At 72.2% G+C, this 15,990-nt stretch carries 16 protein-coding genes; 9 read left to right on the top strand and 7 right to left on the bottom strand.

From position 1 onward, the window contains the following. Window positions 1–11: 11 nt before the first annotated feature. From ACFW9Z_RS03300 to ACFW9Z_RS03280, 5 genes are all read right to left on the bottom strand, one after another. Entirely contained in the window at window positions 12–1,829 is a 1,818-nt protein-coding gene (locus ACFW9Z_RS03300) for a phosphate ABC transporter substrate-binding protein PstS (RefSeq protein ID WP_384633596.1), read from the bottom strand. Next, complete coding sequence (gene pstA, locus ACFW9Z_RS03295) at window positions 1,826–3,214, bottom strand: phosphate ABC transporter permease PstA (protein WP_384633593.1); 1,389 nt, start codon at window positions 3,212–3,214, stop codon at window positions 1,826–1,828. The genes ACFW9Z_RS03300 and pstA overlap by 4 nt, the downstream gene beginning before the upstream one ends. Window positions 3,215–3,392: 178 nt before the next feature. Next, the gene (gene pstC, locus ACFW9Z_RS03290; protein ID WP_384633590.1) at window positions 3,393–4,472 is read right to left on the bottom strand and encodes a phosphate ABC transporter permease subunit PstC; all 1,080 of its coding nucleotides are present in this window, start codon (window positions 4,470–4,472) and stop codon (window positions 3,393–3,395) included. Window positions 4,473–4,533: 61 nt separating this feature from the next. Beyond that, the gene (locus ACFW9Z_RS03285) at window positions 4,534–4,923 is read right to left on the bottom strand and encodes a hypothetical protein (RefSeq protein ID WP_384633587.1); all 390 of its coding nucleotides are present in this window, start codon (window positions 4,921–4,923) and stop codon (window positions 4,534–4,536) included. Between the two features lie 220 nt (window positions 4,924–5,143). Continuing rightward, window positions 5,144–5,782, bottom strand: coding sequence for a PH domain-containing protein (locus ACFW9Z_RS03280; RefSeq protein WP_384633584.1), 639 nt, complete (start codon window positions 5,780–5,782; stop codon window positions 5,144–5,146). Window positions 5,783–5,973: 191 nt separating this feature from the next. Here ACFW9Z_RS03280 and deoC point away from each other — a divergent pair, with 191 nt between their 5' ends. Genes deoC through ACFW9Z_RS03265 form a run of 3 tightly spaced genes read left to right on the top strand, consistent with a single transcriptional unit; the run spans window position 5,974 to window position 9,274 of the window. Further along, window positions 5,974–6,921 (top strand): deoxyribose-phosphate aldolase, encoded by a 948-nt coding sequence (gene deoC, locus ACFW9Z_RS03275; protein ID WP_384634586.1) that lies wholly within the window; start codon window positions 5,974–5,976, stop codon window positions 6,919–6,921. Between the two features lie 6 nt (window positions 6,922–6,927). Continuing rightward, window positions 6,928–8,364, top strand: coding sequence for an aldehyde dehydrogenase family protein (locus ACFW9Z_RS03270; RefSeq protein ID WP_384633581.1), 1,437 nt, complete (start codon window positions 6,928–6,930; stop codon window positions 8,362–8,364). After that, complete coding sequence (locus ACFW9Z_RS03265; RefSeq protein ID WP_384633578.1) at window positions 8,357–9,274, top strand: aldehyde dehydrogenase family protein; 918 nt, start codon at window positions 8,357–8,359, stop codon at window positions 9,272–9,274. Before ACFW9Z_RS03270 ends, ACFW9Z_RS03265 begins: the two co-directional genes overlap by 8 nt. Before the next feature lie 77 nt (window positions 9,275–9,351). Here ACFW9Z_RS03265 and ACFW9Z_RS03260 read toward each other — a convergent pair whose 3' ends face one another. Continuing rightward, on the bottom strand, window positions 9,352–9,774 hold the full coding sequence (locus ACFW9Z_RS03260) for a hypothetical protein (RefSeq protein ID WP_384633575.1): 423 nt from the start codon (window positions 9,772–9,774) through the stop codon (window positions 9,352–9,354). Between the two features lie 62 nt (window positions 9,775–9,836). Between ACFW9Z_RS03260 and ACFW9Z_RS03255 the strand changes: the two genes are divergently transcribed. Beyond that, a complete protein-coding gene (locus ACFW9Z_RS03255; RefSeq protein ID WP_384633572.1) occupies window positions 9,837–10,568 on the top strand; it encodes a uridine kinase in 732 nt (243 codons plus the stop codon). Window positions 10,569–11,003: 435 nt separating this feature from the next. Here ACFW9Z_RS03255 and ACFW9Z_RS03250 read toward each other — a convergent pair whose 3' ends face one another. Beyond that, window positions 11,004–11,792, bottom strand: coding sequence for a SigE family RNA polymerase sigma factor (locus tag ACFW9Z_RS03250; RefSeq protein WP_384633570.1), 789 nt, complete (start codon window positions 11,790–11,792; stop codon window positions 11,004–11,006). Window positions 11,793–12,002: 210 nt separating this feature from the next. On the opposite strand from ACFW9Z_RS03250, the gene afsQ1 reads away from it, so the two are divergent. The 5 genes from afsQ1 to ACFW9Z_RS03225 all read left to right on the top strand — a co-directional run bounded on the left by afsQ1 (window position 12,003) and on the right by ACFW9Z_RS03225 (window position 15,840). After that, complete coding sequence (gene afsQ1, locus ACFW9Z_RS03245) at window positions 12,003–12,680, top strand: two-component system response regulator AfsQ1 (protein WP_078533099.1); 678 nt, start codon at window positions 12,003–12,005, stop codon at window positions 12,678–12,680. Further along, window positions 12,677–14,242 (top strand): ATP-binding protein, encoded by a 1,566-nt coding sequence (locus tag ACFW9Z_RS03240; protein ID WP_384633567.1) that lies wholly within the window; start codon window positions 12,677–12,679, stop codon window positions 14,240–14,242. Before afsQ1 ends, ACFW9Z_RS03240 begins: the two co-directional genes overlap by 4 nt. After that, window positions 14,239–14,919: a hypothetical protein gene (locus tag ACFW9Z_RS03235; protein ID WP_384633565.1), complete on the top strand. Its 681-nt coding sequence runs from the start codon at window positions 14,239–14,241 to the stop codon at window positions 14,917–14,919. Before ACFW9Z_RS03240 ends, ACFW9Z_RS03235 begins: the two co-directional genes overlap by 4 nt. Window positions 14,920–14,950: 31 nt before the next feature. Next, a complete protein-coding gene (locus ACFW9Z_RS03230; RefSeq protein WP_384633563.1) occupies window positions 14,951–15,535 on the top strand; it encodes a VanZ family protein in 585 nt (194 codons plus the stop codon). Between the two features lie 101 nt (window positions 15,536–15,636). After that, entirely contained in the window at window positions 15,637–15,840 is a 204-nt protein-coding gene (locus ACFW9Z_RS03225; protein WP_384633560.1) for a PspC domain-containing protein, read from the top strand. The last annotated feature ends 150 nt before the right edge of the window (window positions 15,841–15,990 follow it).

Below are 15,990 nucleotides of genomic sequence, written 5' to 3'. Positions count from 1 at the left end.
CCGTACGACCCTCATGACAGGTATCCCTTCCGGCGGGACCGGGCCGCCAGCGCGCGGGCGGCGAGCGGCGGGCCGACGACCACACCGGCCAGGAACAGGGCGGACAGGGCCATCAGCGCCCCGCGCAGGCCCACCGCGTCGTCGGAGGCGAGACCGACCGGGTTGGCCACCACCGAGGAGTCGCCGCCCGTGGTTCCGGCGGCGGCGATGATCTCGCCGGTGTCCGGGTCGACCGCCCCGCCCCCGGCGGCCCCGCCGTCCTCGGCGCCCGGCTGCCCGGCATCCGGGGTCCCGTCGCCGTCGGAGTCCGTACCGCCGGTCGCCGTGGAACCGCCGGAGCCGGTGGTGGTCCCGGTCGTTCCGGTGGCCCCGGAGCCGGGGGACGGGCTGCCCGCCGCGCCCCCGCCGCCCGTACCGCCGGTCGGGCCGGTACCGCCCGTGGAGCCGGTCCCGCCGGTACCTCCGGCACCCGGGGTGCCGGAGGAGGAGCCGGGGCCCTGGGCGGACGGCTTCACCGGGGTCTGCTGGTCCTTCGCCCCGGCCGTGCCGGTGGAGCACTGCGTGGGCCCGCGCTTGTCGCAGGCCTTCGGGTACGGGGCGTTCTTGGCGAGCGTGTTGCCGCCGTCGGCGGAGAACGTGGGGTTGCGGCAGCTGTTGATGTTGACCGCCCCGGTGGGCGCGCCGGGGATGCGGCGTACCTGTTCGAACCCGGCGAGCACCAGGTTCTTCGGCAGCGGCGAGTAGCCGAGTTCGTCGGCCTGCTGCTGGCCGTCGCAGAGGAAGTAGTTGGCGAAGGCACCCAGCGTCCGGCCCTTCGCCTCGGTCATCGGGTTCTTCTCCCCGTCCAGCGAGGTCGGCACGACCATGTAGCTGTAGCTGGAGAGCGGGTAGGTCCGCCGGTCGCCCGAGCGGTAGACCCCGTCGAGGATCTGGGTGAGGTAGTCGGTGGAGCCCTTGTCGTTGTTGATCCGGGCCGCCATCAGGCCGACGGCGACGCTGGCCGCGGTGGGCTCCACGTAATAGCCGGACCGGTTGAGCATCTTGGCCACCGGGAAGCCGGTCTTGATGGCGTAGGAGTACTCGACGTAGGTGATGGCGCCCTCGGCGTGGTTCTGCCGTACGTACCCCGAGACCCCCAGTGAGCCGGACTTGGCGATCTGGGAGGTGCCGGGCGCGGTGGGGAAGTACGAGGTCATCCGGCAGGGCGTGGACCGTCCGGCGCGGCGGCAGAAGTCGTCCCACTCGGAGCGGTGCTCCTTGGCCAGCCAGCTGGTGAACTGGGCGGTGGTGCCCGAGCCGTCCGAGCGGACGACGGGGATGATCTGCCGTCCGGGGAGGGTGAGTCCGGGGTTGTCGGCCTTGATCTCGGGGGCGTCCCAGCGGGTGATCCTCGATGTGAAGATCTTGGCCAGGACCTCCCCGGAGAGCCGCAGGTTGGTGACCTTCTTGCCGCCGATCCGCAGGTTGTACATGAAGGCGGTGCCGCCCGCGACGATCGGCATGTACGCGAAGCCGCGCCGGGGGGCCGGTTCGGTGACGCCGCCCTCCTCCAGCCCGTACGGGATCTCCGAGACGGCGAAGTCGGCCGTGCCGTTCCTGAACTGCTGACGGCCGTCGGAGGAGCCGGTGGCGGCGAAGTTGACGGTCATCCCGAGGTTGGCGGCGACATTGCGGCGCCACTGGTCGAGGGCGTTGGAGCTCCAGGTGGACCCGGCGCCGGTGATCTTGGTGTACGAGGCCGCCTCGGCGGGCGGTTGGCCGACGGCCAGCAGGGCGCAGAGCAGCGCTGCCAGGGCCAGGGCCGTACGGGACAGGGTCGCGGGTCTCACGGAGTACTCCTGGGGGTGGTGGCGTCGGGCGGGCTGTTCCGCGGAGGCGAGGCGGCGTCCGTACGAGAGGCGTCCGCACGGGAGGAGGTCGTACGGGAGACGTCCGTACGGGCGGAGGCGCGGGGAGCGAACCGTTCCGCGTCCCGGCGCGAGGCGAGGACCCTGCGGTGGGTCTGGCCCTTCGTCAGCCGGCCCGGATCGCGGCCGCCGATGATCCGGGCGACCACGAAGAGCAGCAGCACGAGGGCCATCAGGGCCGCCGCCGTACCGAAACCGCGCGCGATCATGTCGGGTTCGGGCGACTTGACGAACTCGAAGGTGGCCAGCGGGAGGGAGACCTGCGGGCCCTCGAACGGGTCGGCGTTCAGCTCGGCGGTGAAGCCCGCGGTCAGCAGCACCGGGGAGGTCTCGCCGACGCCCCGGGCGGTGCCGAGGATGACCGAGGTGGTCAGGCCCGAGCGGGCGGTGGGGAGCACCACATGGCGCACGGTGCGCCAGCGCGAGGTGCCGAGCGCGTACGAGGCTTCGCGCAGGGTGCCAGGGACGAGGCGGATCACGACGTCGGCGGCCCGGATGATGATCGGCAGCATCATCACCGCGAGGGCCAGGGAGGCGGCCAGGCCGGACTTGCCGACGCCGAGGGCCAGGATGGCGGTCGCGTAGATGAACAGGCCCGCCACGATGGACGGCAGCGCGGTCATCGCCTCCACGATGGTGCGGACGAAGCGGGCGAACCGGCCGGGCACCTCGTTGAGGAAGACCGCGCAGAGGAGCCCGGCCGGCACGGTCACGGCCAGGGCGAGCGCGATCTGCTGGAGGGTGCCGACGGCGGCGTGCAGCACCCCGCCCACGCCGAGGCCGTCCAGCGGACCGGCGAGCTTCATGTCCTGGGTGAAGAAGTTGGCGTGGGCCAGGGCGGTGCGGCCCTCCCAGAGGGTGAAGACGATCACGAAGGCCAGCGCGGTGAGCATGAGGAGCCCCAGACTCCGCACGACGACCCCGGCCAGCCGGTCCCTGATCGTGGGGCCGTCCTCGTCGAAGGAGACCAGCAGGGCGTAGAGGCCGAGGAAGAGGACGTAGGCGACGACGACGAAGCCCACCGCGCCGTCGAAGGGCAGCATCCGGGTGAAGAGCAGCCCGGTCAGGCTCAGCGCGGCGGCCGCCGCCCCGGCCAGGGCGAAGGTGTCCGAGGGCCGGGTCAGCACGAGGGACCTGCGGACCTCGCCGACGGCCCCGTCGGTACGGCGGGTGCGGGCGGGCAGGACGGTACGCGGGGCGGATGCGCGTACGGGGTACGGAGACGGGGACTGGGGCTGGGGCTGGGGCTGGGAGGGGGACTGGGGCTGGGAGGGGGGCGGAGACGGGGACTCGGGTGCGAGGGTCATGGCAGACGGGGTCCTTTCCGAGCGTCCGGGCGGCTGGGCGCCTCGGTGTCCAGACCTGTTGGCGGCTCGGCGGCTTGAGGTCCAGGCACTTCCTGGCGGCCAGACGTCGTGGCGTCCGGGCGTTGGGCGTCCGGGCGTTGGGCGTCCGGGCGTTCAGGCATCGCTGGACGCCGGGCGTTCAGGCATCGCTGGACGCGCCGGAGCGGCTGCGCGCGACGATCGAGGAGGCGGCGAAGTTGACGACGAGGGTCATCAGGAAGAGCGCGAGCCCGGCGGCCATCAGCGCGGACATGCCGAACGGGCTGGCTTCGCCGTACCGCAGGGCGATCAGCGCCGCGACCGAGCTGGTGCCGTTCTGGAGCACATGCCACTGGATCTCGAAGACCGGCGAGATGATCAGGTAGACGGCGATGGTCTCGCCCAGCGCCCGCCCCAGGCCCAGCATCGTGCCGCCGATCATGCCGCCCTTGCCGAAGGGGAGGACGACGCTGCGGATCATGCCCCAGCGGGTGGCGCCCAGCGCGTAGGCGCCCTCCCGTTCCCCGGCGGGCGCCTGCGAGAACACCTCGCGCATCACCGAGCAGATGATCGGCGCCACCATCAGGGCGACCACGATGCCCGCGATGAGCGTGGAGGAGGTGTAGACGGTCTCGGGCGCGAGCGGATCGCTCGGATCGGCCCCGTCGACGGCGAAGACCGGGATCCAGCCGAGATAGGTGGCGATCCAGCGGGCGGTGGGCAGGACCGCGCCCTCGAAGAAGAACAGCCCCCAGAGCCCGTAGACCACGGACGGCACCGCCGCCATCAGGTCCACGACGCTGACGAGGGTGCGGCGCAGCCCCGGCGGCGCGTACTCGGAGATGTAGAGCGCACTGCCCACGGCGAGCGGTACCGCGATCACGATCGCGGTCACGGCGATGAGCACGGTCCCGGTGAGGACGGCGGCGATGCCGAACCGCCCGGCGTCCGGCTCCCAGGCCTCGGTGGTCAGGAAGGACCAGCCCGCCCTTTCCAGCGCCTGCCAGGCCCGGTACAGCAGGAACCCGCCGACCAGCAGCATCACCGCGAAGACCGCCGCGCCGCCGCCCCGGGCCACCGTGCGGAAGACCCGGTCGGGCAGGCCGGGGTCCGTGTACAGCCGCCGGGGTACGGAGGCCCCGTCGGCGGCCCCGCCGGCGGACGGGCCATCCGGTGGACCGCCGGGCGGGCCCCCGGACGGGCCTCCGGGCGGTGGCCGCTCCTCAGTTCGTGTCGTCACGCGGACGACGGTCGTGGGATGCGGTGAACCGGTGCGCCCGCCGATGTGAATGCGGCGCGGCCTAGAGGCAACTTCCGGCGCCCTCCCCGATCCCGGCGAGCAGCCCCCGGAAGCGTACGTAGGCGGCCCGGCAGGTCGAGTGCCGTTCGTAGGACCGGGCGGAGACGGCGGTGGCGCGGCCGTCCGCCTCCCGCAGCAGCCAGATCCAGCCGTTGCCGGAAGGCGTGTGCTGGACGCCGCCCGCCTGCTCGCGGTGGTTCCCGCGCAGTTCGTCGAAGGCGCGGCGGCAGTCGCCGTACGCCGTGAACGCGTGTGCGGAGACGGCCACCACCCGGCCGTTCTGCGCGATCATCCGCCAGGCGTACCGGCCGTCCGCGTCGATGTCGATGCGACATCGCACCCGGGCCGCCCCGGCGCTCCCGGCTCTCTCGTCGCCATCGGTGTCCCTCATCGTGCCCCACCCCCCGCCGCCCCTTCGGAAGTCGGACGGCAGGCGCAATTTATTGAGGCGGGCGGGGCGAGAGGTACCGCAAACCAGGTGAGCGGTCGGTTTTCATCGGGATGTAGTCCTTAGGGCGCCCGGCATACACCACGAGGCCCCGGCGCACTCCGTGCAGACCCCGCACGCCCCCGCGAGCCCGCGCACCCCGCGGGCCCGACCCCCTCGCGGCTCAGCCCACCGCCCACAGCACCACGAGCAGCACCCCGCCCACGACGGCCGGGACGATCACCTCGTACGCCCATCGCACCGAGACCTGGGCCGCCCCCTCGGGCGTCGACGCGCCCGCCTTCTCGGCCAGGTCCCGCAGGTCACGGACGGTCTGGTCGGCCGAGGCGGTGCGCTGGGCGGAGTCGCGGACATCGGCGCTGACCGAGGTGCGGCCGTAGGGGTCGTCGTGCGCGGCGCGGGCCGCGGCCCGCGCCGCCCGCTTGCGGCTGCGCAGGGAGACGGGGACGGCCCACAGCTGGTACTTCGTACCGTCCTGGCCGAACAGCTCCGAGGAGAACGAGGCCCGCACATCGGCGACCTCGCTCCAGGGCAGCTGGACCGTCCGGTACGGATTCCGGACCCGGATGCGCTCGTCGTTCACGAAGACGGCGGGCCGCAGGGTGAACGCCACGACCAGCGGCACCACGAAGAGCAGGGCGGCCAGCGCCAGCCACGGCACCCGTCCCTCGCCCCGGATCAGGGCGTCCCCGCCCATCCAGGCGATCAGCAGGAGCAGCAGCGACCCGCAGACCAGTGCGGCTGTCGAACGGTAGGTCCGGTCGGCGAACTGCGACTCTGCGGGAGGTGTGGGGCTCGTCATGGGGCCGATTCTGCCTGACGGGTACGGAGGAGGGGCCTCCGCCCGGCCCGGCCGACCGGAGGAGGGACCTCCGCCCGCCCGGCCGACCGCCCGAGGGGGAAGGGGTGGCGGGACAGGAGCGGGTGGGACGCACGGATGGCCCGGCCCCCTGTACAGGTCGCTACGCGCGTAGATATGCTCCTCTGGTGACCATGCCCACCACTGCTCCCGCATTTTCCGACGCGACGGCGTCCGACAGTGCGCTGCGCCGCTTCCTCTTCGGGCTTCCCGGCGTCGACGCCGTCGGCCTCGAAGCGCGCGCCGCCTCCCTCGGAACCCGTTCGATCAAGACGACGGCCAAGGCGTACGCCATCGATCTCGCCATCTCGATGATCGACCTGACGACGCTGGAAGGCGCGGACACCCCGGGCAAGGTCCGGGCTCTCGCCGCCAAGGCCGTCCACCCCGACCCGCTCGACCGCACCACCCCGCGCACCGCCGCGGTCTGCGTCTACCCCGACATGGTCGCCACCGCCACCGCCGCGCTCGCGGGCTCCGGTGTGAAGGTGGCGTCCGTGGCGACCGCCTTCCCGGCCGGCCGGGCCGCGCTGGACGTCAAGCTGGCCGACGTCCGTGACGCGGTGGCGGCCGGGGCCGACGAGATCGACATGGTGATCGACCGGGGGGCCTTCCTCTCCGGCCGGTTCCTGAAGGTCTACGAGGAGATCGTGGCCGTCAAGGCCGAGTGCGGGGCCGCCCGCCTCAAGGTGATCTTCGAGACCGGCGAGCTCTCCACGTACGACAACATCCGCCGGGCCTCCTGGCTCGGGATGCTGGCAGGCGCGGACTTCATCAAGACCTCGACCGGCAAGGTGGCCACCAACGCCACCCCCGCCAACACGCTGCTCATGCTGGAGGCGGTCCGCGACTTCCGGGCGCAGACCGGCGTACAGATCGGTGTGAAGCCGGCCGGCGGCATCCGCACCACCAAGGACGCGATCAAGTTCCTCGTCCTGGTGAACGAGACGGCGGGCGAGGACTGGCTGGACAACCACTGGTTCCGGTTCGGCGCCTCCAGCCTTCTCAACGACCTGCTGATGCAGCGCCAGAAGCTCAGCACCGGCCGTTACTCCGGCCCCAATTACGTGACGGTGGACTGATACGCCATGGCATCCGCATTCGAGTACGCACCGGCGCCGGAGTCCCGTTCCGTCGTCGACATCGCCCCTTCGTACGGGCTGTTCATCGACGGTGAGTTCACCGAGGCCGCCGACGGCAAGGTCTTCAAGACCGTCTCGCCGAGCACCGAGGAAGTCCTCTCCGAGGTCGCCCGGGCGGGCGCGGCGGACGTGGACCGGGCCGTGAAGGCAGCACGTAAGGCGTTCGAGAAGTGGTCGGCGCTGCCCGGCTCCGAGCGCGCCAAGTACCTGTTCCGGATCGCCCGGATCATCCAGGAGCGCAGCCGTGAGCTGGCCGTCCTGGAGACGCTCGACAACGGCAAGCCGATCAAGGAGACCCGCGACGCGGACCTCCCGCTGGTCGCCGCGCACTTCTTCTACTACGCGGGCTGGGCCGACAAGCTGGACCACGCGGGCTATGGGGCCAACCCCCGGCCGCTGGGTGTGGCGGGCCAGGTCATCCCGTGGAACTTCCCGCTGCTGATGCTCGCGTGGAAGATCGCCCCGGCGCTCGCCACGGGCAACACGGTGGTGCTGAAGCCCGCCGAGACGACCCCGCTCTCCGCCCTCTTCTTCGCGGACATCTGCCGTCAGGCCGGGCTGCCGAAGGGTGTCGTCAACATCCTGACCGGTTACGGGGACGCGGGCGAGGCCCTCGTCACGCACCCGGACGTCAACAAGGTGGCCTTCACCGGTTCGACCGCCGTCGGCAAGGCCATCGCGCGCTCCGTCGCGGGCACGGAGAAGAAGGTCACGCTGGAGCTGGGCGGCAAGGGCGCCAACATCGTCTTCGACGACGCCCCCATCGACCAGGCCGTCGAGGGCATCGTCACCGGCATCTTCTTCAACCAGGGCCAGGTCTGCTGCGCGGGCTCCCGGCTGCTGGTCCAGGAGTCGGTCCAGGACGAGGTGCTGGACGCGCTCAAGCGCCGCCTCTCCACCCTCCGCCTCGGCGACCCGCTGGACAAGAACACCGACATCGGCGCGATCAACTCCGCCGAGCAGCTCGCCCGGATCACCGCCCTGGTGGAGACCGGCGAGGCGGAGGGCGCGGAGCGCTGGAGCGCCCCCTGCGAACTGCCGTCGTCGGGTTACTGGTTCGCCCCGACCCTCTTCACCAACGTCACCCAGGCCCACACGGTCGCCCGTGACGAGATCTTCGGCCCGGTCCTCTCCGTGCTCTCGTTCCGCACCCCGGACGAGGCGGTCGCCAAGGCCAACAACAGCCAGTACGGCCTGTCGGCGGGCATCTGGACGGAGAAGGGCTCCCGCATCCTCGCGGTGGCCAACAAGCTCCGCGCGGGCGTCGTCTGGGCCAACACGTTCAACAAGTTCGACCCGACGTCGCCGTTCGGCGGCTACAAGGAGTCGGGCTACGGCCGCGAGGGCGGCCGCCACGGCCTGGAGGCGTACCTCGATGTCTGAGCAGAACCGACTTGGCGTCTTCAAGACCTACAAGCTGTACGTCGGGGGCAAGTTCCCCCGCTCCGAGAGCGGCCGGGTGTACGAGGTGACCGACTCCAAGGGCCAGTGGCTCGCCAACGCGCCGCAGTCCTCCCGCAAGGACGCACGCGACGCGGTGGTGGCCGCGCGCAAGGCGTTCGGCGGCTGGTCGGGCGCGACCGCGTACAACCGCGGCCAGGTCCTCTACCGCGTCGCCGAGATGCTGGAGGGCCGCAAGGAGCAGTTCGTCCGCGAGGTGGCCGCCTCCGAGGGGCTGTCGAAGTCCAAGGCGGCGGCCGTCGTCGACGCGGCGATCGACCGCTGGGTCTGGTACGCGGGCTGGACCGACAAGATCGGCCAGATCTCCGGCGGGGCCAACCCGGTCGCGGGCCCGTTCTTCAACCTCTCCACCCCCGAGCCGACGGGCGTGGTCGCGGTCCTCGCGCCGCAGAAGTCGTCGTTCCTCGGCCTGGTCTCGGTGATCGCCCCGGTCATCGCGACCGGCAACACGGCGGTCGTCATCGCCTCCGCCGACGCCCCGCTGCCCGCGCTCTCGCTGGGCGAGGTGCTGGCCACCTCCGACGTCCCCGGCGGTGTGGTCAACATCCTGTCCGGCGCCACGGCGGAGCTCGCGGCCCCGCTCGCCGCCCACCAGGACGTCAACGCGATCGACCTCACCGGCGCAGGCGCGGAGCTGGCCAAGGAGCTGGAGATCGCGGCGGCGGACAACCTGAAGCGGGTCCTGCGCCCGCTCCCCGCCGAGGCGGACGGCTCGGACGCCTCCACCGACTGGCTGGCCGCGCCCGGCACGCACCGGCTGACGGCCTTCCTGGAGACCAAGACGGTCTGGCACCCGACGGGCGCTCTGGGAGCCGCGGGCTCCTCGTACTAGCCCTTCGGTACGCGAACGAGCGGGGCCGCCCCCAGGACGTGGGGCGGCCCCGCTCGTCATGCCGTACGCGACCGGCGTCAGCCCGTGACCAGCCGGGCCACCTGCCCCACCACCGGCAGGTCGCTGATCGCCCCGCCGCTGGTGAGGGGGTCGGTGAGAATCGCCGTCGACACCGGCTGGAAGTCGGCCACCTGGGTGCCCACCGCGTTGTCCAGCGGGTCCACCCCGGTCTTGGCCAGCGGGTGCAGCTGGAGCTCGGTGACGGGCCGGATGCTGTTGGTCAGCGAGGTCCCGAGCGCGTTGGTCACCGCGGGCCCGGCGCTCTCGGTGACCGCCTGGACGGCCGCGACGCCCTGCTCGGGGATCTCGGCGACCGGGGGCAGCTGCGGGGCGGCCTGCGCGGAGCCCGCACCGGCCCCCAGGGCCGCCCCCAGCGCGGTGACGGTCAGACCGGCGCGCAGCAGGACGCGACGTTCGGGCTTGCGTGCGTGAAGTGCCATGTTTTCCACCTGATCGAGCCTGGTCGGGTAATCGTCCGTACGCGCAGAGTAGTTGAGGTGTGATGCTGGATACCAACAGGAGGCCCGAGTGGTCCCCTGCGCGGGTCAATGCCTCACACTTCTGTTCTGTGAGTTCCAGTTCCCAACCGATTCCGACCCGCGTCGTGCTGCTCGCGGGCCCCTCCGGCTCCGGCAAGTCCGTCCTGGCCGCCCGCACCGGCCTCCCGGTGCTGCGCCTGGACGACTTCTACAAGGAGCACGACGACCCGACGCTGCCCCGCGTCCCCGGCTCCACGGACATCGACTGGGACTCCGCCCTGTCCTGGGACGCGGACGCGGCGGTGGCCGCCATCGCCGAGCTGTGCCGCTCGGGCCACACGGACGTCCCGGTGTACGACATCGCCACCAGCTCCCGTACGGGCCACGAGACCTTCCACATCGAGCGCTCACCGCTCTTCGTGGCCGAGGGCATCTTCGCGGCGGACATCGTCGGACGCTGCCAGGAACTGGGCCTGCTCGCGGACGCGCTCTGCCTGCGCGGCCGCCCCACCACGACGTTCCGCCGCCGCCTGGTCCGGGACCTGCGCGAGGGCCGTAAGTCGGTCCCGTTCCTGCTCCGGCGCGGCTGGCGCCTGATGCGCGCCGAACGCCGCATCGTGGCCCGGCAGACGGCGCTGGGGGCGTACCCGTGCGCCAAGGAGGAGGCCCTGGGGCGGCTGGCCGCGGCCGCGGCGGGGCGGTGCCGCCGGGGGGCTCCGGCGGATCGGGCGGCCCGGGCGACTCGGGCGGTCTAGGGGGCTGGGGGCTAGGGGGCTGGGGGCTAGGGGGCTGAGGGCTAGGGGGCGTCCGAACCGTCCCTCGTGGGCGGGTGGGGCGCCTGCGGCGGGCTTTTCCCCCACCCCGCCCCTTCCCGGAACCGGGGCTCCGCCCCGGATCCCGCTCCTCAAACGCCGAAGGGGCTGAAAAACCCGCCGGAGCAGGGTTCGGGCATGCCGACGGGGCCGTACAGGACCCCCCGGCCCGTACGACCCCGCTGCGTTTCCCCCGTGGCCCGCGCCTCCCCCGAAGCGACGGGCCGCCGTTCCCCCGTGTTTCCCCCGGGTCCCCTCGGTCCCCGTTTTTCTTGCGCTCCCCCGTGGTCCCCCCACATCCCCCGTGGGTTTCCCGCTGCTCCCCCGTAGCCCCTGCCTCCCCCGAAGCAGTGGCCGTTCCCCCGTTCCCCCGTTGCCTCAGGCCACCAGCTCGCCGAAGGACTCCTGCTCGTCACGGCCGAAGCTGAGGACCTCGTCCTCGCGCAGTCGGCGGAGGGACCGCCAGATGCTCGACTTCACCGTGCCGACACTGATGTCGAGGATCGACGCGATCTCCGGGTCGGTGCGGCCCTCGTAGTACCGCAGGACCAGCATCGTGCGCTGGAGTTCGGGCAGCCGGGCGAGCGCCTGCCAGAGCACCGCCCGCAGCTCCGTGCCGCGCATCGCGTCCGTGTCGCCCACCGTCTCCGGGAGCTCCTCGGTCGGGTATTCGTTCAGCTTGCGCCGGCGCCAGGCGCTGATGTGCAGGTTGGTCATGGTGCGGCGCAGATAGCCGCCGACCGCCGCCTTGTCGCTGATCCTGTCCCACGCCCGGTACGTCGAGAAGAGGGCGCTCTGGAGCAGGTCCTCGGCCTCGAAGCGGTCGCCGGTCAGGTGGTAGGCGGTGGCGTACAGGGAGGCCCGCCGCTCCTGGACGTAGGCCGTGAACGCCGCTTCGGCGCCCTCGGTCTCCACCCGGGTGGTGCGGTCCCCCGTGACCTCCCCGTACGCGCTTCCCCCGTTGTCCCCCGTGGGCGCGTCGACCACCGTCATGTACGGCTTGCGCAGCTGCTCCGCGGCCGACGGCAGGTGCTGACGCCCTACGCTCCGAACACACCCCCGTATGTTCGCCGCGTTCATCCCGCCGGACTTCTCCGTGGACCGGCCGACATCGTGAAGACGCGTGACAACTGCGCTTGAGCTGGTGCTGCTGTGCAGTGCGTTCATCTCGCGCCCCCTATCGGTGGAGATCGGTGAAGTCCGTTCGTTTCCTGCGTTCCTTGCGTTTCCCGCTGACCAAGAGCTTGCCGGGGCAGTTTCATGGCGCTGTCGCCCGACTGTCACAGGCCTGTCACAGGGGCAGTTGCGGCCGTGCCCGGGCAACCGGACCGGGCCACAGGTCGAACTGAAGCGCCACCATGGGCCAGAATGACGCTCGTGCCTTTCCTGTTGCTGATCGAGGACGACGACGCCATCCGCACGGCCCTCGAACTCTCGCTGTCACGCCAGGGCCACCGTGTGGCCACCGCGGCGACGGGAGAGGACGGCCTGGAGCTGCTGCGTGAGCAGCGGCCCGACCTGGTCGTGCTGGATGTGATGCTGCCCGGGATCGACGGTTTCGAGGTGTGCCGACGGATCCGGCGCACCGACCAGCTGCCGATCATTCTGCTGACCGCGCGCAGCGACGACATCGACGTCGTGGTGGGACTGGAGTCCGGCGCGGACGACTATGTGGTCAAACCCGTCCAGGGCCGGGTGCTGGACGCCCGGATCCGGGCGGTGCTGCGCCGCGGTGAGCGCGAGTCGACCGACTCGGCGACCTTCGGCAACGTGGTCATCGACCGTTCCGCCATGACCGTGACCAAGGGCGGGGAGGATCTGCAGCTCACGCCGACCGAGCTGCGGCTCCTGCTGGAGCTGAGCCGCCGGCCCGGCCAGGCCCTGTCCCGCCAGCAGTTGCTGCGCCTGGTCTGGGAGCACGACTACCTGGGCGACTCACGCCTGGTGGACGCCTGTGTGCAGCGGCTGCGCGCCAAGGTGGAGGACGTGCCGTCCTCGCCGACCCTGATCCGTACGGTGCGGGGCGTGGGCTACCGGCTGGACTCGCCTCAGTGACGGAGAGAGCCAAGCGTTCGATCCGGGCGGGTCTGCGCTGGACCAGTCTGCGGCTGCGGCTCGTCGTGGTGTTCGCGCTGGTCGCGCTGACCGCCGCGGTCTCCGCCTCGGGGATCGCGTACTGGCTCAACCGCGAGGCCGTGCTGACCCGTACGCAGGACACCGCGCTCGACGACTTCCGCCGTCAGATGCAGGACACGGCGGCGGCGCTGCCGGTACGGCCCACCAAGGACGACCTCCAGCGGGCCGCCGGGCAGATAGCGGCCGGCGGCCCCGGCTACGACGTGCTGCTGGAGGACGAGCGCGAGCGGGGCAAGCCGATCGTCGGCTACTCCGACCTGGACGCCTTCACCCGGACCGACGTACCGGACTCACTGCAGAAGCAGGTGGCCCGCAAGCAGCCGCTGACCTCGAACAACGACCACGAGTACCACCTGTTCTGGCAGCGTACGAGCATCGCGGGGACCCCGTACCTCGTCGCCGGTACGCGGATCATCGGCGGCGGCCCGACCGGGTACATGCTCAAGTCCCTGGACCAGGAGCGGCAGGACCTCAACTCGCTGGCCTGGTCGCTGGGGATCGCCACCACCCTGGCCCTGATCGGCTCGGCGCTGCTGGCCCAGGCCGCCGCGACGACCGTCCTGCGCCCGGTGCAGCGGCTCGGTGACGCGGCCCGCAAGCTCGGTGAGGGCAAGCTCGACACCCGGCTCACGGTCTCCGGTACGGACGAACTCGCCGATCTCTCCCGTACGTTCAACCGGACCGCCAGCTCGCTGGAGAAGAAGGTCGCGGACATGAGCGCGCGGGAGGAGTCCAGCCGGCGGTTCGTCGCGGACATGTCCCACGAGCTGCGCACCCCGCTGACCGCGATCACGGCGGTGGCGGAGGTGCTGGAGGACGAGGCGGACAGCCTCGACCCGATGATCGCGCCCGCCGTGCACCTCGTGGTCAGCGAGACCCGGCGGCTGAACGACCTGGTGGAGAACCTGATGGAGGTGACCCGCTTCGACGCGGGCACGGCCCGCCTGGTCCTGGACGACGTGGACGTCGCCGACCAGGTCACCGCGTGCATCGACGCGCGGGCCTGGCTGGACGCGGTGGACCTGGACGCGGAGCGCGGCATGATGGTCCGGCTCGACCCGCGCCGACTGGACGTGATCCTGGCCAATCTGATCGGCAACGCCCTCAAGCACGGGGGTTCGCCGGTGGGGGTCAGGGTGCGGACCGAGGGCGAGGAGCTGGTCATCGAGGTACGGGACCACGGTCCGGGCATCCCCGAGGAGGTGCTGCCGCACGTCTTCGACCGCTTCTACAAGGCGAGCGCCTCCCGGCCGCGTTCGGAGGGCAGCGGGCTCGGGCTCTCCATCGCCGTGGAGAACGCGCACATCCACGGCGGTGACATCACGGCCGCCAACTCCCCCGAGGGCGGTGCGGTCTTCGTCCTGCGGCTGCCGCGCGACGCCTCGAAGCTGACGACCGGCGGCGTGGCGGACCCGAACGGGCGGGACGACAGCGCCGGGCCCCGGGACGGGGACCGGGGCCAGGAGGGTGAGGCGTCATGAGGGGCGCGTTCCGGCCCGTGGCGGGCGGCGCGTTCGGGCTGCGGAGGAGCGGTGCCGTCGCGCTCGGCGCATTCCGGCTGCGGAGGAACGGTGCCGTCGCGCTCGGCGCCGTACTGATGGCCGCCGTCCTCGCCTCCGGGTGCGGCATCCGTACGACGACGGTGCCCGTGGACGCGGGCGCCGCGCCGTCCCGGGTGCCGTGCAAGCTGCCCTCGGCGGACGTCACCACCCGCTCCCCGGACAGCGTGGTGGCACCCGTGTACCTGCTCTGCGCCTCGCAGCTGGTGACCGTGGACCGGCCGGTGGCGGCGGACGCGGCAGGCTCCGACCGGCAGGCGGCCGCCCGCGCCCTGCTCGACCAGGTCCGGCGGACACCGACCGAGAGCGAGCGCCGGGCCGGGTTCTCCACGGCGGTCCCGGCGGGGCTGCAGGTCGAGCCCGCCCGCGACGGCGACCCGGCGGGCACCGTACGGCTGAGCAGCCAGCCCGAGGACCTGTCGGGGGAGGCGCGGGCGCAGCTGGTGTGCACGTACGCGGAGAGCAAGGCGCTCGTGACCGACGGCTCGGTGTTCCTGGGCGGGCCAGGACCGTATCCGGCGCGCCCCTACCTGTGCACCTCGCAGACGAAGTCGCGGCCGCAGGACGTGACGACACCGGACGCGCTGATACGGGACTGACGGAACCGATCCTGCCGGTTGGGGCGTCTTGGTGGGCGTGCGTCAAGGTTCGCGTCAAGGTTCGGACGGTCAGACCGTCATCCACTTCCGCGCGGTGGGGGTCACGCTCCTCCTCGCGCATCTGCTGCTCGTCGGGTGGCTGACGCTGCGCCCGCTGGACGTGCCCTGGATCACGGCCGCGAACTTCGAGCCGCTCGCCGGCATCAGAGCCGACCTCGCGCTGGGCCCGGTCGAGGCCGCGCGCCGGATCGGCGGGGCGCTGCTCCTGCTGGCCCCGCTCGGGGTGCTGCTGCCGATGGCCGGGGGCCGGATCTTCGTCTCCCCCTGGGTCTCGCTGCTGCGCACGGTGACGGCCGGGGCGCTGATCTCGCTCGCCATCGAACTGGGTCAGACCGGGGTGCCGGGCCAGGTCGTCGACATCGATTCGGTGCTGCTGAACACCGCGGGCGTGGCCCTGGCCCATCTGCTGGTCGTCCCGGTCTGCCGGGCGCGGCTGCGCCGCCGGGGGCTGCCGGGTGTGCGGGACCTCCCCCGGTACCAGCAGGAGACCCGCCTCAGGGACGAGGCCCCTGGGGGCTCGACCCCGACGATTACCAGGGTCGGCATCGCCCCGTAGAGCGATGCTTTGTACCCCTTCGCGGGGGCACCATGGATACATCGGGAGCAGAAAGGGACCCGCTCCCCCGCTACGGTTCACGTCTCGCGAAGGAGCCCACCATGGCCGCACTCGTCCGCCCCACCGAAGGACGCATGATCGGCGGTGTGTGCGCGGGGCTGGCACGGCGCTTCGGCACCACGGCCGGCACGATGCGCATCATCTTCCTCGTCTCCTGCCTGCTGCCCGGCCCGCAGTTCCTCATCTACCTGGCCCTGTGGGCGCTGCTGCCCTCGGAGAAGTCCTCCTCCGCGACGGCCTGGTGACACCGGGGTCCACGGGGAGCGGGCACGACGGCGTACGCACAGTGGGGGGGGCCCCCCGCTACGGGGGGGGGGCCCCCCCGGGGGGGGGGGGGGGGGGCCCGGGGGGGGGGGGGTGTTAAAAAAAAAAGGCGGCGCACACCGGCGAAGTTT

The organism is Streptomyces sp. NPDC059452 (assembly GCF_042750035.1).
In the GTDB taxonomy this organism is placed as follows: Bacteria; Actinomycetota; Actinomycetes; order Streptomycetales; family Streptomycetaceae; genus Streptomyces.
The sequence above is the reverse complement of the archived record's forward strand: the minus strand, read 5'-3'. Positions and strand labels throughout refer to the sequence as shown.

What these genes read in the sequence shown, in the direction of transcription:
- pstA (WP_384633593.1), bottom strand. Translation starts at nt 3,214, where the DNA reads ATGACCCTCGCACCCGAGTCCCCGTCTCCGCCCCCCTCCCAGCCCCAG.
- ACFW9Z_RS03285 (WP_384633587.1), bottom strand. Translation starts at nt 4,923, where the DNA reads ATGAGGGACACCGATGGCGACGAGAGAGCCGGGAGCGCCGGGGCGGCC.
- ACFW9Z_RS03280 (WP_384633584.1), bottom strand. Translation starts at nt 5,782, where the DNA reads ATGACGAGCCCCACACCTCCCGCAGAGTCGCAGTTCGCCGACCGGACC.
- deoC (WP_384634586.1), top strand. Translation starts at nt 5,974, where the DNA reads ATGCCCACCACTGCTCCCGCATTTTCCGACGCGACGGCGTCCGACAGT.
- ACFW9Z_RS03270 (WP_384633581.1), top strand. Translation starts at nt 6,928, where the DNA reads ATGGCATCCGCATTCGAGTACGCACCGGCGCCGGAGTCCCGTTCCGTC.
- ACFW9Z_RS03265 (WP_384633578.1), top strand. Translation starts at nt 8,357, where the DNA reads ATGTCTGAGCAGAACCGACTTGGCGTCTTCAAGACCTACAAGCTGTAC.
- ACFW9Z_RS03260 (WP_384633575.1), bottom strand. Translation starts at nt 9,774, where the DNA reads ATGGCACTTCACGCACGCAAGCCCGAACGTCGCGTCCTGCTGCGCGCC.
- ACFW9Z_RS03255 (WP_384633572.1), top strand. Translation starts at nt 9,837, where the DNA reads ATGCTGGATACCAACAGGAGGCCCGAGTGGTCCCCTGCGCGGGTCAAT.
- ACFW9Z_RS03250 (WP_384633570.1), bottom strand. Translation starts at nt 11,792, where the DNA reads ATGAACGCACTGCACAGCAGCACCAGCTCAAGCGCAGTTGTCACGCGT.
- ACFW9Z_RS03235 (WP_384633565.1), top strand. Translation starts at nt 14,239, where the DNA reads ATGAGGGGCGCGTTCCGGCCCGTGGCGGGCGGCGCGTTCGGGCTGCGG.
- ACFW9Z_RS03225 (WP_384633560.1), top strand. Translation starts at nt 15,637, where the DNA reads ATGGCCGCACTCGTCCGCCCCACCGAAGGACGCATGATCGGCGGTGTG.